We start from the raw sequence: 15,739 nt of genomic DNA on the forward strand, positions 1-15,739 counted from the left end.
GCTGCTTGTTTTGTAACATTGTCCGGATATGCTTCCCGTTACTGAGTCAGCACACGCTGTCTGAGTCCGGTCAATACGCTCTCTTCAGTGAGCTATTGACGATTGTAAAGGCAAAGCCTTCGAAAGGAGGTGACGCAAAGTCTCCGGTCTAACGGATATATTCCTAAGATAGCGGGACCGCCAACTGTGTTTATCAATGCATTCTTTCTGTTTCGAATTTGTATCGAGGGGATAACCTGATTCAGCCGACTTTTTATCAAAAGTTGGGAACGTTCTCGAAACTGTGAAGATAACACGATACATCCCGTTGTGGTCACTATCTCTGGAAAGAAAACAGATAACAATGTTAATTAAGCAGAGGTAAATAATGAGTACAAACAGTCGAAAACCGGTCGTGCCGGTGTCACATATTATGATGGGGTTACTGCTTGCGGGAGCCGGCCAATCCGCTTTAGCAGCACAGCTTCAACCGGGTCCTGAGCCAACAGTACACACCCAGCAAGCTTATGCACCGGATAGCGATTTTACCGCCAAGTGGACTCGTGCTGATGCTCGCCAGCTTAAGCGGATGTCAGATCCATTGACACCATCACGTGAAAACTCAATGCCAGAAGAGTACACCATGCCACCCATTCCGCTCGATTTTCCGGATATGTCCAATGAGCAGGTCTGGGTCTGGGACTCATGGCCGCTGACGGATGCTGATGCTAACCAATACAGTATCAATGGTCAGGAGGTTATCTTTTCCTTGGTCGCCGATCGTAGTCTGGGTTTTGATGATCGCCACGTTTACGCCAGAATTGGTTACTTCTATCGTCCGGCGGGTATTCCTGATGAGGAGCGTCCTGCCAATGGAGGATGGACGTATGGCGGCCTGATTTTTGATGAAGGGGTGACAGGACAAATTTTTGAAGATCAATCCTATAGTCATCAGACGCAATGGTCAGGATCTGCGCGTATATTCCCTGGCGGCGAGGTAAAACTGTTTTTTACCGACGTGGCCTTTTATCGTGATGAAAATGGGAACGATGTCAAACCCTATGATCCGCGTATTGCTCTGAGTGTGGGTAAGATTCATGCGAATAAAAACGGAGTGAAGTTTACCGGATTTAAAAAAGTCACTACCTTGCTGGAAGCCGACGGAGAATATTATCAGACGGCAGAGCAAAACCCGTACTTCAACTTCCGTGACCCGTTCACCTTCACCGACCCCGCGCATCCGGGCGAAACATTTATGGTGTTTGAAGGCAACTCAGCGATGAAACGTGGTGAAGCCAAGTGTACTGAAGAAGATTTGGGGTATCAGGTGGGAGACCCGTACGCTGAGACGCCAAGAGAGGTGAACGCTTCGGGAGCGACGTATCAGATTGGTAATGTCGGGTTGGCACGAGCGACGAATGATGACCTGACGGAATGGGAATTTTTGCCGCCAATCCTCTCTGCCAACTGTGTGACTGACCAGACTGAGCGCCCGCAAATTGTGCAAAAAGATGGTAAATACTATCTGTTTACCATCAGCCACAGTACCACATTTGCCAATGGAATCACCGGGCCTGAGGGCGTATACGGCTTTGTCGGTAATGGCATCCGCAGCGATTATCAGCCGATGAACCAAGGGTCGGGACTGGTTCTGGGTAACCCGACTAACCTTAACTTCTATCCGGGAACGCCGTATGACCCTGACTACAATCAGCCAGCCGGGCATTTTCAGTCTTATTCTCACTATGTGATGCCTGATGGCTTGATACAGTCGTTTATCGACACTGTTGGCTTTAAGGAAAATTTCCGCCGAGGCGGTACTCTGGCTCCAACGGTCAAGATCCTTATTGACGGTGACACATCCGAAGTGGATTACACCTATGGGCTGTATGGTGACGGGTTAGGTGGTTGGGCGGATATTCCGGCTAACCGACAGGTTAACCCAAGTGGCGTCAACGGTCGCCATGGACGTAATTAATCCAGACTAAACCAGGCCTTGTGAAGTCTCTGCTTTGCAAGGCCTGTTGTCACATTCAGAGTGAAACTAATCATCAGGTGTGACTAGGAGAGAGATACCCGGCTGAGTAACTTGGCGGGTTGACGGGCAATCAGGATCTCTCCATGACGCACTGAATATAGCACTTCGCCCTGTTTCTGAATCACTTCTACATCATTGCTGCCTTGCAGGACAATAAAGTTGGCCGGTTTACCCACTTCGATACCGTAGCGATCTGAGATATGCAGCGCTTTGGCGCCGTTATCGGTGATTAAATCCAGCGCGGTTGCCAGGTCTTCATAGCCCATCATATGGCAGGAATGCAGCCCGGAATCGAGCACGCGCAGCAGCTTACCGTTTCCGACTGGATACCAGGGATCCTGAATGGAATCTTCGCCAAAACAGATATTCATACCGGCTGCGCGAATTTCTTTGACCCGTGTGATGCCGCGTCGTTTCGGATAGGTATCAAAGCGGCCTTGCAAGTGGATGCTTTCTGTCGGACAGGAAATAAAGTTAATCTTTGACTTCTTGAGCAGGCGGAACAGCTTAGAGCAGTATGCGTTGTTGTAAGAGTGCATGGCCGTGGTGTGACTGGCGGTGACCCGCTCGCCCATATTTTTTTCCAGTGCCACGGTTGCCAACACTTCGAGAAAACGTGATGCTTCATCATCGATTTCATCACAATGCACATCAACCAGTTTATCGTGTTTTTGCGCCAGGTCCATCAGCCATTCCACCGACTGCACGCCATATTCGCGCGTGAATTCAAAATGTGGAATACCACCGATAACATCGGCTCCGTGTTCAAGCGCTTTTTCCATCAACTCGGTGCCGTTAGGGTAGGAGAGGATACCCTCCTGCGGAAAGGCCACGATTTGCAAATCAATAAAAGGTGCCAGTTGCGGGCGCAATTCGTTAATGGCCTTCAGAGCCACTAAATCAGGGTCAGTTACATCGACATGGGTACGGATATGCTGAATGCCATTTTCCAGCAGCAGTTCGATGGTTTTCAGTACCCGCGACTGTACATCTTCCCGGCTCAGCATCGGCTTACGTTCTGCCCAGCGCTCAATGCCTTCAAACAGCGTTCCGCTCATGTTCCAGTTGGGCTCCCCGGCGGTCAGTACCGCGTCCAGGTGAATATGAGGTTCAACGAAAGGGGCGCACAGCAGGTTACCTGCTACATCAATCTCCGCCCGGGCGTCGCTGATCATGCCTGATTGCGGTGTGATAGCGGTAAACTGGCCCTGTTCACATTCGAGGCTGTAGAGTCCTTGTTTGCCTCTCAGGCTGGCGTTAATAATAATCATGGTTCCTTCCTTCAAAAGTGCAATTTGTCAGTTGATGGCTGCGTATTGGTTGCAGATGAAAACAGCAAACGTTCTGCGATCAGTGCGGATTGGAGACTCAACCTCTGCTGGGCATTGTTGAGGCTCAGACCGGTCAGTTGCTCTATCTTACTCAGCCGGTTGCTGAGCGTATTACGATGAATATTGAGGTGAGCGGCGGTTTGGCGCAGTGATCCCAGGTTGTCGAGATAGCTGCTTAGCGTGTGTTTGAGTAATTGATTGTGTTTGTCCTGATCGCCATACAGTCCGCCCAGATGTTGTTTGCAAAAGTCAGCCAGAAATTGCGGATCTTCAAGGCGGCTGAAAATTTGCGCAATGCCAAGACTATTGTAATGGACCACCTGATACCCCTGATGGGCAGCACTGAAATCTGCACTTTGCCGTGCTTGTAACACCGCCTGACGCAGGTTGCGCAGCGTTCTGGCTTCGCTTACTCCAAGATGGCAATCAATTCCCTGACGGGCAAGATGCTGTGCCAGTTGCTGCCACACCGCAAGCGTGTCGGGGCTGTTGGGGGCAAGTGGCAGGCAGGCCAGCCAGCCCTGGTGATATTCGAGTACGGGAAGAGCTCCGCTAAAACCAGCCAGGAATTGGCTGATTAAATGTTGGCTACGTATCAGATCACTGGTCTGATTCGAAGCGGGAGTAATGACCGCCACGGACCAGATACTGTTAACATCTATGCCGTGTTCGCTGGCTTTGAGCAACGTCATGTCCGATGGCACTGTGGTCTCCAGCAAGTGTTGAACCAGCCAGCGGGTCGACTTGTGTTCCAGATCGGTCATGATGATCGCATTCGACAGCAGCTCGGTGACTTTGACCATCGGCAGTGCCCACGGCTGCTCAATCACGGGAAAGCCACACTGGTCGGCGAATGCCAACACTTTGTGTGGAATTTCTTCCAAATAAGGGGAATGAGTCAGCAGTACCAGACCGCTGGCATTTCTCGCTTTGGCGGTCGTAATCAGCTGGATAAAATCGTTGGCTTGCCAGTTCCAGTTTAAACCGGTCACGAAGATAAGCTCGCCACCTTCAATCCAGTCTTTAATATCCGCATTTTCCGCGACGTAAGGCCAGCGGATAATATTGCGCCGGCCTTGCTGCCCGGCCCGGAGCTGCAAAGGCTCCAGGCCGGAAATACACCCTAATGAATCAATGGTAACCATCTTACTGCGCACTCTGGATAGCGCGTTGTTTGGCGCCCGACAGCGACAGCAACAGGGTATAGCTTGCGGCGGAGACCAGAATGCCGACCAGCGGTGCGACCCAAGGCGAGAAATAGGCGCAGCCAGAGCCGATAGCGTAAGCCAACAGACCTGACCAATTGTATTGTGGCAGATTAGCGGTGGTTAAATCCGGCATTTGCGTGCGGTATTTGACCCAGAAATCGGTCATGATGATGGCGCCAATCGGCGGGATAAAGGTACCGAGCAGAATCAGAAAAGGGATCAGCATATTATACATTCCCATGATCGCCATCGCGGTGCCGATAGCAGCCCCAATCCAGGTGATCAGGCGACGCTTGTCGGTACGCAGAATGTTACAACCGGCCGCCGCAAAGTTATAAATGGTGTTGTCCTGAGTGGTCCAGATGTTGGTAAACAGCATCAATACTGCAGCCAGCATAAAGCCTTGTGACACCAGAACATCGACAATGTCCGATTGCTGATAAATCGAGGCACCGAATGCGCCGACAAAAACCATCAGGCCGTTACCGACAAAGAAAGCGGCCAGAGTTGTGATCACGGCTACCTTGCCGTTTTTAGCAAAACGGCTCCAGTTAGTGGCCTGAGTGCCGCCGCTGACAAAAGTGCCAAACACCAGAGTAATGGCAGCGGCTACTGGCATGCTGTCGCTTGGTTGCTTGCCGATCAGTTTCACCGATGCCGCCGACATCAATCAAACCTTTGTAAAAACTCAGGCCAATGAAAAACAGCATCGCCGGTACAGAAATTTTTGACAGCAGTTCCAGCGCTTTGTAGCCGATGGAAGCACTGATGCAAAAGCCAAAACCAAACACCACCATCAGCGGGACGGTCCAGGATTCTGGCAGTTCAAGCAGCTTGACTAGAATCAAAGCGATCGTTGCTGTACCCCATGCATACCAGCCTATCTGAGTAAAGCCGAGCACAAAATCAGACAGTTTACTGCCATTCAAGCCGAAGCTGTAACGTCCGAGTAACACGGTATTGAGGCCAGTCTTGCAGGCAATATAAGCCAGGGCCGCCGCGTAGATGCCCAGTAAAGCGTTGCCAACCAGGATGATGGCCAACATCTCATAAAAGCTGAACGCGTTGCCCAGTGTACCGCCGGCCCACATAGTGGAAGTAAAAAAGGTAAAGCCGAGCAATACTGACATCATTGACCACATTCCCTTACGTTGGTCAGCTGGTACAGCACTTAACGGATAATCGCTTGTCGTCTTCATAACATTCATTCCTTGAATTGATGTTTAACTCCCGATTCAAAACAACATTTGTGCCAAAACCCGTGAGCAGTACTCAGTTTGGATGGCACTGTGCGCAAAGGACATTAGCAGGACGGATAGGTGTACCATATGCACATATTACGAGATTGTGCCTTGTGTCGACATTTTGAGTACAGCAGCGGAATGCGTTGAATTTGCACCACTAAGGTGAGAAAAAAGTGATTTTGGTGCGAACTGGCGGCTTGTATGGGTAGACCGAATGCACAACAGAGCGACGTGCGCGGTTCGCGATCTGGGACACTATTCGGAGAGCGTCAGGCCGGGAAATGCGGGTAATAAAAAGCCGGTATTGGATTACCGGCTGGCGAGGTTATTCAGTTGCTTCGTGAATCGCTTCTTTCGTGTTTTGTACCCCGGCCTGAGTTGCTTCCTTGGTCTCATTCCAGATAGTAGAAGAGTCTTGTTTCACGCCTTTCCAGGTTTCCGCGCAGCCGCTCAGCAGCAGAGCCAGAGTGATGGCAGTCAGTGCAGTTCTCATTGCTTATTCCTTAAATTATCAATATGGAAGATAAAATAACAATAAATCGCTCTAAGAGTAATACTGGTATTAGCAAATTGCGCCATCACTGTGTCAGAACTATGTATACCCTTCCTACTTGAAGCTGCAGCGGTGTTGGCTGCATTCATTCACCCCAATCACATAGTGTCTCTATGCTCATGGGGATTCACTCATTTGCCGCCTACCTGCAACTCCAAGTTGTTTGGCTATAGAAGAAATGCGAATCACACCAGTGCCACATGTGAGTGTTCAGTGTGGGCGGTGAATGACTGCTGATGGTCAAAACGCTGACGGGTAACCAGCCCCCATTTCGGATCATCAAACACATCTTCTGTAAAATGGCCATGCGTATAGTGGTCAATCACTTTACGCCAGAAATGTATGGCGTGCTCGGCACCTGCAACCTGTTTGATTTCCCAGCGCCCACCTAAATCTGCGAACAACTTGCTGATAAAACGCTGGCCGGTCTGCCGGCCGCGGAAATAGGGCACCACATAAAAGTCACATACTTCAAAATGGCCGTCCGTTTCTTCGGCAATCGCACAATGACCGGCCGGGCTTTCGTCGATATAGAGCAGATAACCGCGGACCACGCCTCCCAATTCAGTGTCGAGGCCAAAACGTCCGTGCTCATCCGGTTTTTTTTGCATTATGCGCGAAAATTCTGCTTCGTAAGCCTGGGCCAAATTAAGATAAATATGCTGGTTACTGCTATCAACGTTGACGATATTCATATTGGATTGTGGTCTTGTTTTTCTGAGCTGTCAGTGCAGATCGAACTGAGTGAAAAGGCGCTATACACTAAACCAAATAGACCATGCTGGGTAGTCATTGTTTGACTTAACCATATGTTATGCTTTAAAGGCTCTGTGCTGATGGGGATTCACTCATTGGCCACCTATCTACAACGCCAAGTTATTTGGCTATCGTTAATTTTGGTATAAATACGGGTTGATTGCTCCATCTGTAAATTTAAATAGTAGCAATTTGCAGTTGTATACAATGTTGTTTTTAATTTTAGAATAACGGCAACATAATATAATTACTGATTGCTTTAACTATTTGATTTGCAGTTTATATTACTTCACAGAATTCAGGTTCACTGATTGACACTTATATCCTTATCTATCGAAAATGCCCCATTATTACCGTTAATTTAATACTAAAAAGCTCAATAATAGGGATGTTATTATGTATTCACGCCTTGCCATAAAATGCTTCAGCATTTTATTTGCCTGCTCAACGATTGGTTTTTCTGTTCAGGCTAAGACCTATCGTTTATCACACAACGTTTCGAATACCACAACCTGGCAGGAAGGAGCGGAAAAGTTTAACGAACTGCTTTCTGAAGCAACCGACGGCGACATGAAAGTTCGTATTTTCCCGAACTCGGTCCTGACCGGTGGTGACCAAATTAAGCAGGCAGAAATGCTGGGTGCAAACAAGATCGATTTTGTCCTGACTTCTGCGATTAACGTGACGCCGTTAATTCCGGAAATGGCTGTATTCTCGCTGCCTTACTTATTTGATGACTATAAAGCGGTCGATGACGCGATTAATGGCGCTGGTGGCAAAAAAATCGAACAAATCGCGCTGGACAAAAATATTATTATTCTGGCCTGGGGTGAAAACGGTTTTCGCGAGCTGACCAACAGCGTGAAAGCGGTTAAATCGCCGGACGATCTGCAAGGTATGTCGGTTCGTGTTGCCGGTCCTATGTACATTGATGTGTTTACTGATCTAGGCGCGAACCCACAACAAATCCAGTGGGCTGAAACTTTCCCGGCGTTGCAACAAGGTGTGGTTGACGGTCAGGAAAACCCGGTTGGCGCGATTATTGTTCCGCAGCGTTTGTATGAAATTCAGAACAACATCACCTTGTGGCACTACTCATACGACCCGATTTTCCTGGCGGTAAGCCGTAAAGTTTGGGACAGCCTGGACGCAGAGACACAACAGAAAGTTTCTCATGCCGCACAGGAAGCGATGAAATACCAAAGAGAGATTTCACGCCAAAAAACCGCCGATGGTGTTCAGGTGCTGCGTGACAACAATATGCAGGTGATGGAGCTGACGCCGGAGCAGATCGACGCGTTCCGTCAAAAAACCAAACCTTCTTACAATAAGTGGAAAGAAAAAGTCGGTACTGACATTGTCGACTTATTTGAGGGCTAATTAGCCAGCAGGGTCTGTTGATCACGCGTGCTGCCTGCCTGAGTCTTGTCTCAGTTGGTCAACAGGCCCTTTCATCCATTCCATGCTCGTCTTTCACACTCATTCATACTCGATATAAAAATATAAAATGACTACAGCCACACTGTTCAACAAAGCATGGCGGCATTTAGAAGAAACCATCTGCGTAATTATTTTCGTGGTTATGCTGGTGCTGGGTTTTGCTAATGTCATCGTGCGTACCTTTACCAACTACTCCTTAGCCTCAACTCAAGAGATTGTCATCAACGGTATGGTGGCCCTGACTCTGTTTGGTACCGCTATTGCCATTAAGCGCAGCCAGTTACTTTCCGTTGATTTTCTGATCGATAAGGTGACCCCGGGTGTGCGCAAGCTGCTGCAGGTCGCTATTACCGGTGCGATTGTCTTTACCCTGGTGGTGATGCTGTATTACATGGTCGATCTGTTGATGAACCAATATGAATCGCAAACTCTCACCAGTGCACTTCAGGTTAAAGCCTGGTACTACACAACCATCCTGCCTCTGGCCTTTGTTCTGATGATCATTCGCCAGATTGAGTGGTTGTTTACCCAGTTAAAGCGGCATACGAATTAAAAGTAAGGTGGTAGTTGTGGATATATCTGTTGGGAGCCAGATGATCATTTTGTTCTTCGCTCTGATCATCTTTGGCGTGCCGGTTGCGTTTTGTTTAGGGTTGTCTGCGTTGTTTGCCATGTGGCAGATGGACTTCGGGCTCGACATGGTGGCGGATTTAGTGATTGCCAGCAGCTCAAAGTATACCTTGCTGGCGATTCCTTTTTTCATTCTGGCCGGCAACATCATGGGCATCAGCGGCATTGCGGAGAGGATGATTCTGTTTTTCCGGGTACTGGTTGAAAAACTGCCCGGTAACATGGGGCTGGTTGGTACGGTTGTGTGCCTGTTCTGGGGTTCTGTGAGTGGTTCGGGTCCGGCTTCTGTTGCCGCTATAGGTCCGCTGATCATTAAAGGCATGGTCGAAGACGGTTACAGTAAACCGTTTGCCGCCGGGCTGGTATCGACCGGTGCTGCGCTATCGCTGATCATTCCGCCTTCGATCGGGCTGGTCATTTACGGCGTGATTGCCGAAACGTCGATCAGTGACTTGTTTTTGGCCACGATTGTGCCGGGTATTTTGCTGGGCTGTCTGATGCTGCTCATGTTGCCGTTGTCGCGCCATTATCAGGCAGACTCAGAGGCGGATCAGGCTATTTCACTCAGCGTTGCGAACAATGCCGAAGGTACTTATCTGCAGCGTCTGTACCAAGCATTTACTCACGCTTTTTGGGGCTTGTTTACGCCTGTATTGATCCTCGGCGGCATTTATGGCGGCATATTTACTCCGACCGAAGCGGCCATTATTGCTTCTGTCTACGCTATTATTGTCGGCAGCCTGATCTATCGCACCATTAATCTGAAACAGATTTACGCTGCGTTTGCCCATTCCGCGTGTTCATCTGCGGTGGTGATGATCGTGGTCGCCTTTGCCGGCCTGTTTGGCTGGGTGATTGAGATAGACGGGCTGGTGATTGATTACTCTGAAGTGATGCTGACGATCAGTGAAAATCCCCAGATCATTTTATTTGTGATTCTGGCCATTTTGCTGACGGTGGGTATGTTTATGGACGCGGTGACTATCATGTATATCACCCTGCCTATCTTTTTGCCTGTGGTGAGAGAGCTGAATATTGATTTGACCTGGTTCGGTGTACTGCTGATGACCGCGCTGTCGATTGGGCTGATTACGCCACCGGTGGGCATCAACCTGTTTGTGGCAGCCAATATCACCAATTGCTCGCTTGCTTCGATTGCCCGTGGGGTGATTCCGTTCTTGCTGGTTTCAATTTTCGGCCTGTGCCTGTTAGTCTGGTTCCCGCAAATCTCATTATTTTTGCTTTAGCGCGGTGGAGCGTATACGCCATTCAGACATCAAAAGCATTCACAACCAGACAATGACGGGCAGGAAAGGATATGAAAACCATAGGTATGTTGGGCGGAATGAGCTGGGAATCCACTGTCAGTTATTACAGCGCCATCAATCAGGAAGTGAAAGAGCAGCTGGGCGGACTGAACTCCGCCAAAATTTGCCTCTACAGCGTCAATTTCGATCCGATCGAAAAGCTTCAGCACCAGGGGAAGTGGTCGGAGACGGCACAACTACTGAGCGAAGCTGCCCGTTCTGTTCAGGCGGGCGGCGCAGACTTTCTGCTTATTTGTACCAACACGATGCATAAAGTCGCCGCTGAAATTGAAGCCCATATCGATATCCCGATCCTGCATATTGCGGATGCTACCGCGCAGCAACTGACAAAGGATGGTGTCAGCCGGGTAGGGCTACTCGGTACCCGCTTTACCATGGAACAGGACTTTTATACCGGCCGGTTGCGTGACAAATTTGCTATTGATGTATTAATTCCTGATGCAGAACAACGTGACATGGTCCATCAGGTGATATATCAGGAGTTGTGTCTGGGTAAAATAAATCCTGACTCACGTCAGCAGTATCTGGCGGTGATTGAGGATTTGCAGCGCCGCGGTGCGCAGGCGGTGATTTTGGGATGTACCGAAATCGCGCTGTTGGTACAGCAAGCGCATACAGCCGTTCCGCTGTACGATACGACCCGAATTCACGCTAAGCAGGCGGTGCAGTTCGCGTTATCTGAGGATGAATTCTAGCAGGGAGAGGAAAATGGATTATTGTGGGCAGTGTCGCCAGTTCAGCCGGGTCAGCGGCCAGGAGAAAGATATCTGTTCAGCCTGGGAGCAGCCGACCCAGGCCAAAAGAGCCGCATGCGGATTTTTCATGCCGCTCAAGACAAGGCGCAATCAGGCTGCCATACCTGATGTTCCCAAAACTACATCTTCCTGATTCCCGAACCATTTATATATCGTAATGCAACGGCTTGGTCTCGCTGGCCTGTTCAACGCAGTAGCGTTCGATAAAGGTTTCCATGCTGATCGGTTTACTGAACAGGTAACCCTGGAAATAATCGACACCGTGCACGGTGAGGTAGTCCAGTTGGTCGTTACGTTCCACACCCTCCGCAATAGTCGGTATGTTCAGACGCCGGGCGAGATCCAGTACGTTATTTACAATGTGATTGGACAGTTCATTCTCACCAATCAAGTCGATAAAGCTCTTGTCTATTTTCAGGTAATCGGCCTGAAACATCTGTAAATAGAGCAGACTCGAATGGCCGGTACCGAAATCATCAATGGAGATGCGTACGTGTTCATTTTTTAGTGCCTGATAGGTCTCCATGACTTCGGCTACCTCAAAGGCCTGCTCACGTTCGGTCAGTTCCAGCACCAGATTGATATGCGGAGCATTCATCAGCTGGCGAAAACGCTGGCAGCTGTGGACGATTTTATCGTTAGTTAACTGCTCGGCACTGATGTTGAATGCAATATGGAAACTGTCCGGCAGCTGGTTGGCTACCGGGGCAAGATACATCGCCGTTTGTTCGAGCAGCGTTTCGGTCAGCTTTTGTGAAAGCCCGCCACGTTCGATAATAGAAATGAACTCGTACGGACCAACAATGCCGCGCGTCGGGTGGTGCCAGCGCACCAGAATTTCACCGGCCACCATGCGTCCGCCACTATCAAAAATAGGCTGAATGTAAGGTTTAAATTGCTGGTGGGCGATACCCAAAGCCAGCTCTCCGGCCAGCCATGACGGCTGACACAAGAAACGATAGACTCTGAAGCAGACAAACACATACAGCACCAGAGGGATCACCAGATAGTAAGTAACCTGCTTGATGACCCGCCAGTGATACATCTTGCTGTCGTAGTCAAACTGAATACCGTAGGAGTAACTGTCGGAATTCAATACTCCACCCGTGACCAGCTTGGTCGCTTGAGCATGGCTGAGTACTTTTTGATTGTTGAGCATGATCGATGGCTTAATAAAGGCCGGGTTAATATCGAGCAGGAACAGGAAGTAGCGCTCGGAAACCTCGTACAACATCTCATCAGTCCGATACAGTACAGATTCAGCTTCGAGCATACCGCTTGTAAGTTGAATCGAAGGTCCTTGCATGGACAAAGGTAGTGTGGTCAGGCTGCCGTGCATTGAATTGCAGTAGCCTTGAGGCTGGCTTTTTGTCGCCGAGAGTCCGCCGGGAATTTTGAGGATTTCTCGCAACAAAACAGGTTGCAGCGCGGCACAATCCTGATCCGGGTATGCGCTGATATCGCGGCCTATCTCATCCAGCTGGAGAAACAACTGGTCTATTTGCTCAATCACATTTCGGATTTCAGCTCTGGCTTGTTCGGCTAATTGATGGGTAACCCATTGGTAGGCGACCACAAAGGAAGACAGTGTCAGGACAATAAAGAGTAAGCCAGTGTAGAACCGGGCTTTTTTTAACCTGGAGAGGCGATAACTGCTTAAAGTGGCTGTAGACAAACTGTTTATTCCTGAAAGACAACGAGATAAAGGCTCAATATGGGATTGCCGCCTAGCTTATAACACAACTTATTTGTGCTACAACATGATAGTGCACCTAAAATCTGTGATTCTATTAAAGCTCAACTCCACGCCAATCTCCATCTGACGGCGATAATTAATTATTTGCAGCTAGGTATAACGCTTCGGCTCTGTAGTGGTATCGGGTCAATAGGGTAAATATTGATAGTGCATGGCCCGGCTTGAGTTGTGAGGTGAATGCCAGGCTGTCAATACGGCCGATGAATTGCCAACCAGAAGCAGTCAACAGTAGGCACGACAGGGCAGGTTTTGATATCATCAGCGCCAGATTTTACGCCATTGATGGTTGGGTTTATGTTGTATTCACTACTCACTGTGTTTGCGCCTATGTTACTGGGTGCACAAATTTTGCTGACGCTGGTTTTAGTTAAAGGGGACATTTGCCCCGGACAGCGCGGACGCATCCATAAAGTGCTGCCGGCCATTGCTGTACTCTGGTTGGCGGTCACTTCAATCAAGATCGAAGCCTTTTTGATTGTCGCTGCGCTTTTCTATTTCTATTCCCAGGTTCAGACCAAGAAAACCCGTGACAGCGGGCCGATGTGGGTACTGTATCTGGCTGATGGGCTGGCGATTGCTTACGTAGCCATTTTACTGGGAGAAGCGCACAGTTGGTCGGGAGCATTATCTCTGCTGACCATGGTGGCGCTATTGGGCGCGATGTTTGGTCACCTGCTGATGACCATTGCCCGTACCCGTTTACAGGCTTTCCACCGTATTTTGCCAGTGGCTGGTATTCTCTCTGCCATGTTAACCACGTTATGCATCGTGCCTTATGCGCACAGTCTCGATAGTGACAGCCTGTATGCCATGACTCAGCCGTTGCTGATCAGTTTTGCACTCCTGGTTGCCGGTATCATTGTCTGGAGCTGGCATATCATGATGTCAAAGACGGTTGATAAAGTGCAGCTTGCTGTGGCTCAGGTTATGATTCTTGCGGCATCGACCGGTTTCCACGGTCTTTACCTGATGTAAGCTGTTCCCGGATGAAATATAAAAAACAGTGAGAAAGCGCCTTCGGGCGCTTTTTTTGTGGTTCATCGCGGATTGGTGGTGTCACTCAGATCCCGCCTGGAGAGTAAATTCACCCCGGAGGGCGGAATTTCGTTCTAAGCTTATACGGAGAAAGGGCGTTGTATGACATGACCAATTTACGTGGTGGTGGCCGAGCTGCTGTATGTCTGCGTCCTGTCGTTCTGTAATCTGAGGAGCACCATAATGGATTTGAGTAATGCCGGTAAGTTAGACAGTGCCATTCTGTTGGGAATCGTCAATGAAAAGTTACGTCTTGAATGTGACAGCCTTGATGAGTTGGTGAGCACTTATGAAATGGATGTGGATCATGTGGTCGACAAACTGAGTGGTCTCGGATTTCAGTACGACCCGCTGACCAATCAGTTTAAATGTGCCGGGCACTAGCCAGGGCCGAGAGTTAATCAAAGGGCCTGCTTAATAGCAGGCCCTTTGGCAAAGTGTATTCCTGTCAGGCCATCTTGATGCCATCAAGGTGGCTTTTGCATTGCTGACGGGCGGTGGCAAAAAAAGCCTGCAGATAACGTTTATCTTTCTCACTGTTGCGGGTTGCAGCAAACAAGCGGCGCCACAGACCTTTGCCGAGTGGTTTACTGGTCACCAGACCCTGACGTGAAAACTCACTGATGGCCCAGTTTGGTAGGGCGGCCACGCCAAGCCCTGCCGAGACCATCTGAACCAGCATCAGCGTATTGTCGGCTTGTTTCCATTTGGCCGGCTCAATGCCTGCCGGCTGCAGAAAATGTTTCACCACGTCGAGACGCTGCTTCTGGACCGGATAGCTGAGCATGGTTTGTCCGGCTAAATCTTCTGGTGTAATAAACTCTTTTTCCGCCAGCGGGTGGTTGGTTGCGGTCACCAAACGCATTTCGAAATCGAACAGCGGCTCATAATGCACTTCGGAACGCGGCAGAATATCGGAAGTAATTACCAGATCCAACTCACCGGCCAGTAAGGCCGGCAGAGGCTCAAAGCCGAAGCCGGATGAGAAATCCAGCGCGACACTTGGCCAGGCAATCTGATATTCGCGCAGAGCAGGCATCAGCCACTGAAAACAAGAGTGGCATTCTATCGCCATGTGCAGGCGTCCGTTTACATCTTCTTTCAGACTGGCCAGTTCATTTTCTGCTTTGGCGAGCTTAGGGAGTACCTCATCGGCGAGCTTAAGTAAGATTTCGCCTTCCGAGGTAAAGCGTACCGGACGGGTTTTACGCAGAAACAGCTGTCCGCCAATGCGGGCTTCGAGATCTTTAATCTGATGCGATAGTGCAGACTGGGTTAAATGCAGCGCTGTAGCCGTGGAAGTCAGCGAACCAGTGTCCCGCAGTGATACCAGTGTACGCAGGTGCTTGAGTTCTATCATGAGTTGCCTAGTCCAACTTGGAATTATATTTTGGAATTTACGCCGTTTTTATAGATGTGTAAACATCTAGACGTCTATTTAATCTAAATAAACTTAAAGTACGAGTAGTTCACCATGAATTATTTTAATAAACAAGTTGAATATTAAATGGCGGGTTAACTTTACGTCGAGGGCATTCAGTCAGGCGGTTTTTGGTTTGCATACACCTGATATGTTGTGTGCGGGAGTCAGCGTGTTACATAAAAAAGCGAGAGGCTTCATTGAAGCCGCCTTTTCTTATTCAATCTGGCGGTAACGAATGCTATTCTGCAAAGGTCAATAAAGCA

At 49.2% G+C, this 15,739-nt stretch carries 16 protein-coding genes and 1 riboswitch; of the genes, 8 read left to right on the top strand and 8 right to left on the bottom strand.

What is annotated here, in order from left to right; genetic code table 11:
• Positions 1 to 99 precede the first annotated feature (99 nt).
• A riboswitch (cyclic di-GMP riboswitch) is annotated at positions 100 to 185 on the top strand.
• Positions 186 to 367: 182 nt separating this feature from the next.
• Positions 368 to 1,957: a glycoside hydrolase family 68 protein gene (locus ABDK09_13355; protein ID XAW90395.1), complete on the top strand. Its 1,590-nt coding sequence runs from the start codon at positions 368 to 370 to the stop codon at positions 1,955 to 1,957.
• Positions 1,958 to 2,040: 83 nt separating this feature from the next.
• Here ABDK09_13355 and codA read toward each other — a convergent pair whose 3' ends face one another.
• The 6 genes from codA to ABDK09_13385 form a co-directional block, all read right to left on the bottom strand.
• Complete coding sequence (codA, locus tag ABDK09_13360; GenBank protein XAW90396.1) at positions 2,041 to 3,288, bottom strand: cytosine deaminase; 1,248 nt, start codon at positions 3,286 to 3,288, stop codon at positions 2,041 to 2,043.
• An 11-nt stretch (positions 3,289 to 3,299) separates the two neighbouring features.
• Positions 3,300 to 4,493: a PucR family transcriptional regulator ligand-binding domain-containing protein gene (locus ABDK09_13365; GenBank protein XAW90397.1), complete on the bottom strand. Its 1,194-nt coding sequence runs from the start codon at positions 4,491 to 4,493 to the stop codon at positions 3,300 to 3,302.
• Between the two features lies 1 nt (position 4,494).
• Positions 4,495 to 5,223, bottom strand: a complete 729-nt coding sequence (locus ABDK09_13370) for a cytosine permease (GenBank protein ID XAW90398.1) — start codon at positions 5,221 to 5,223, stop codon at positions 4,495 to 4,497.
• A complete protein-coding gene (locus tag ABDK09_13375) occupies positions 5,108 to 5,755 on the bottom strand; it encodes a cytosine permease (protein ID XAW90399.1) in 648 nt (215 codons plus the stop codon). The genes ABDK09_13370 and ABDK09_13375 overlap by 116 nt, the downstream gene beginning before the upstream one ends.
• 370 nt (positions 5,756 to 6,125) lie before the next feature.
• On the bottom strand, positions 6,126 to 6,293 hold the full coding sequence (locus ABDK09_13380; protein ID XAW90400.1) for an entericidin EcnAB: 168 nt from the start codon (positions 6,291 to 6,293) through the stop codon (positions 6,126 to 6,128).
• Between the two features lie 245 nt (positions 6,294 to 6,538).
• A complete protein-coding gene (locus ABDK09_13385) occupies positions 6,539 to 7,048 on the bottom strand; it encodes a GNAT family N-acetyltransferase (protein XAW90401.1) in 510 nt (169 codons plus the stop codon).
• Positions 7,049 to 7,505: 457 nt separating this feature from the next.
• On the opposite strand from ABDK09_13385, the gene ABDK09_13390 reads away from it, so the two are divergent.
• The 5 genes from ABDK09_13390 to ABDK09_13410 all read left to right on the top strand — a co-directional run bounded on the left by ABDK09_13390 (position 7,506) and on the right by ABDK09_13410 (position 11,395).
• Entirely contained in the window at positions 7,506 to 8,489 is a 984-nt protein-coding gene (locus tag ABDK09_13390) for a DctP family TRAP transporter solute-binding subunit (GenBank protein ID XAW90402.1), read from the top strand.
• Between the two features lie 127 nt (positions 8,490 to 8,616).
• The gene (locus ABDK09_13395; protein XAW90403.1) at positions 8,617 to 9,102 is read left to right on the top strand and encodes a TRAP transporter small permease; all 486 of its coding nucleotides are present in this window, start codon (positions 8,617 to 8,619) and stop codon (positions 9,100 to 9,102) included.
• A 16-nt stretch (positions 9,103 to 9,118) separates the two neighbouring features.
• Positions 9,119 to 10,426, top strand: coding sequence for a TRAP transporter large permease subunit (locus tag ABDK09_13400; protein XAW90404.1), 1,308 nt, complete (start codon positions 9,119 to 9,121; stop codon positions 10,424 to 10,426).
• A gap of 71 nt (positions 10,427 to 10,497) precedes the next feature.
• Positions 10,498 to 11,202, top strand: a complete 705-nt coding sequence (locus ABDK09_13405) for an aspartate/glutamate racemase family protein (GenBank protein XAW90405.1) — start codon at positions 10,498 to 10,500, stop codon at positions 11,200 to 11,202.
• A gap of 13 nt (positions 11,203 to 11,215) precedes the next feature.
• Positions 11,216 to 11,395, top strand: a complete 180-nt coding sequence (locus ABDK09_13410) for a hypothetical protein (GenBank protein XAW90406.1) — start codon at positions 11,216 to 11,218, stop codon at positions 11,393 to 11,395.
• A 12-nt stretch (positions 11,396 to 11,407) separates the two neighbouring features.
• Here ABDK09_13410 and ABDK09_13415 read toward each other — a convergent pair whose 3' ends face one another.
• Positions 11,408 to 12,937: an EAL domain-containing protein gene (locus ABDK09_13415; protein ID XAW90407.1), complete on the bottom strand. Its 1,530-nt coding sequence runs from the start codon at positions 12,935 to 12,937 to the stop codon at positions 11,408 to 11,410.
• A 375-nt stretch (positions 12,938 to 13,312) separates the two neighbouring features.
• Here ABDK09_13415 and ABDK09_13420 point away from each other — a divergent pair, with 375 nt between their 5' ends.
• Both ABDK09_13420 and ABDK09_13425 read left to right on the top strand, forming a co-directional pair.
• Entirely contained in the window at positions 13,313 to 13,993 is a 681-nt protein-coding gene (locus ABDK09_13420) for a hypothetical protein (protein ID XAW90408.1), read from the top strand.
• A 243-nt stretch (positions 13,994 to 14,236) separates the two neighbouring features.
• Positions 14,237 to 14,437, top strand: coding sequence for a DUF4250 domain-containing protein (locus ABDK09_13425; protein XAW90409.1), 201 nt, complete (start codon positions 14,237 to 14,239; stop codon positions 14,435 to 14,437).
• A gap of 64 nt (positions 14,438 to 14,501) precedes the next feature.
• Here the strand turns inward: ABDK09_13425 and metR are convergent, their stop codons facing one another.
• Complete coding sequence (gene metR / locus ABDK09_13430; GenBank protein ID XAW90410.1) at positions 14,502 to 15,413, bottom strand: HTH-type transcriptional regulator MetR; 912 nt, start codon at positions 15,411 to 15,413, stop codon at positions 14,502 to 14,504.
• Positions 15,414 to 15,739 lie beyond the last annotated feature (326 nt).

Source organism: Vibrio sp. CDRSL-10 TSBA (genome assembly GCA_039696685.1).
GTDB lineage: Bacteria > Pseudomonadota > Gammaproteobacteria > Enterobacterales > Vibrionaceae > Vibrio.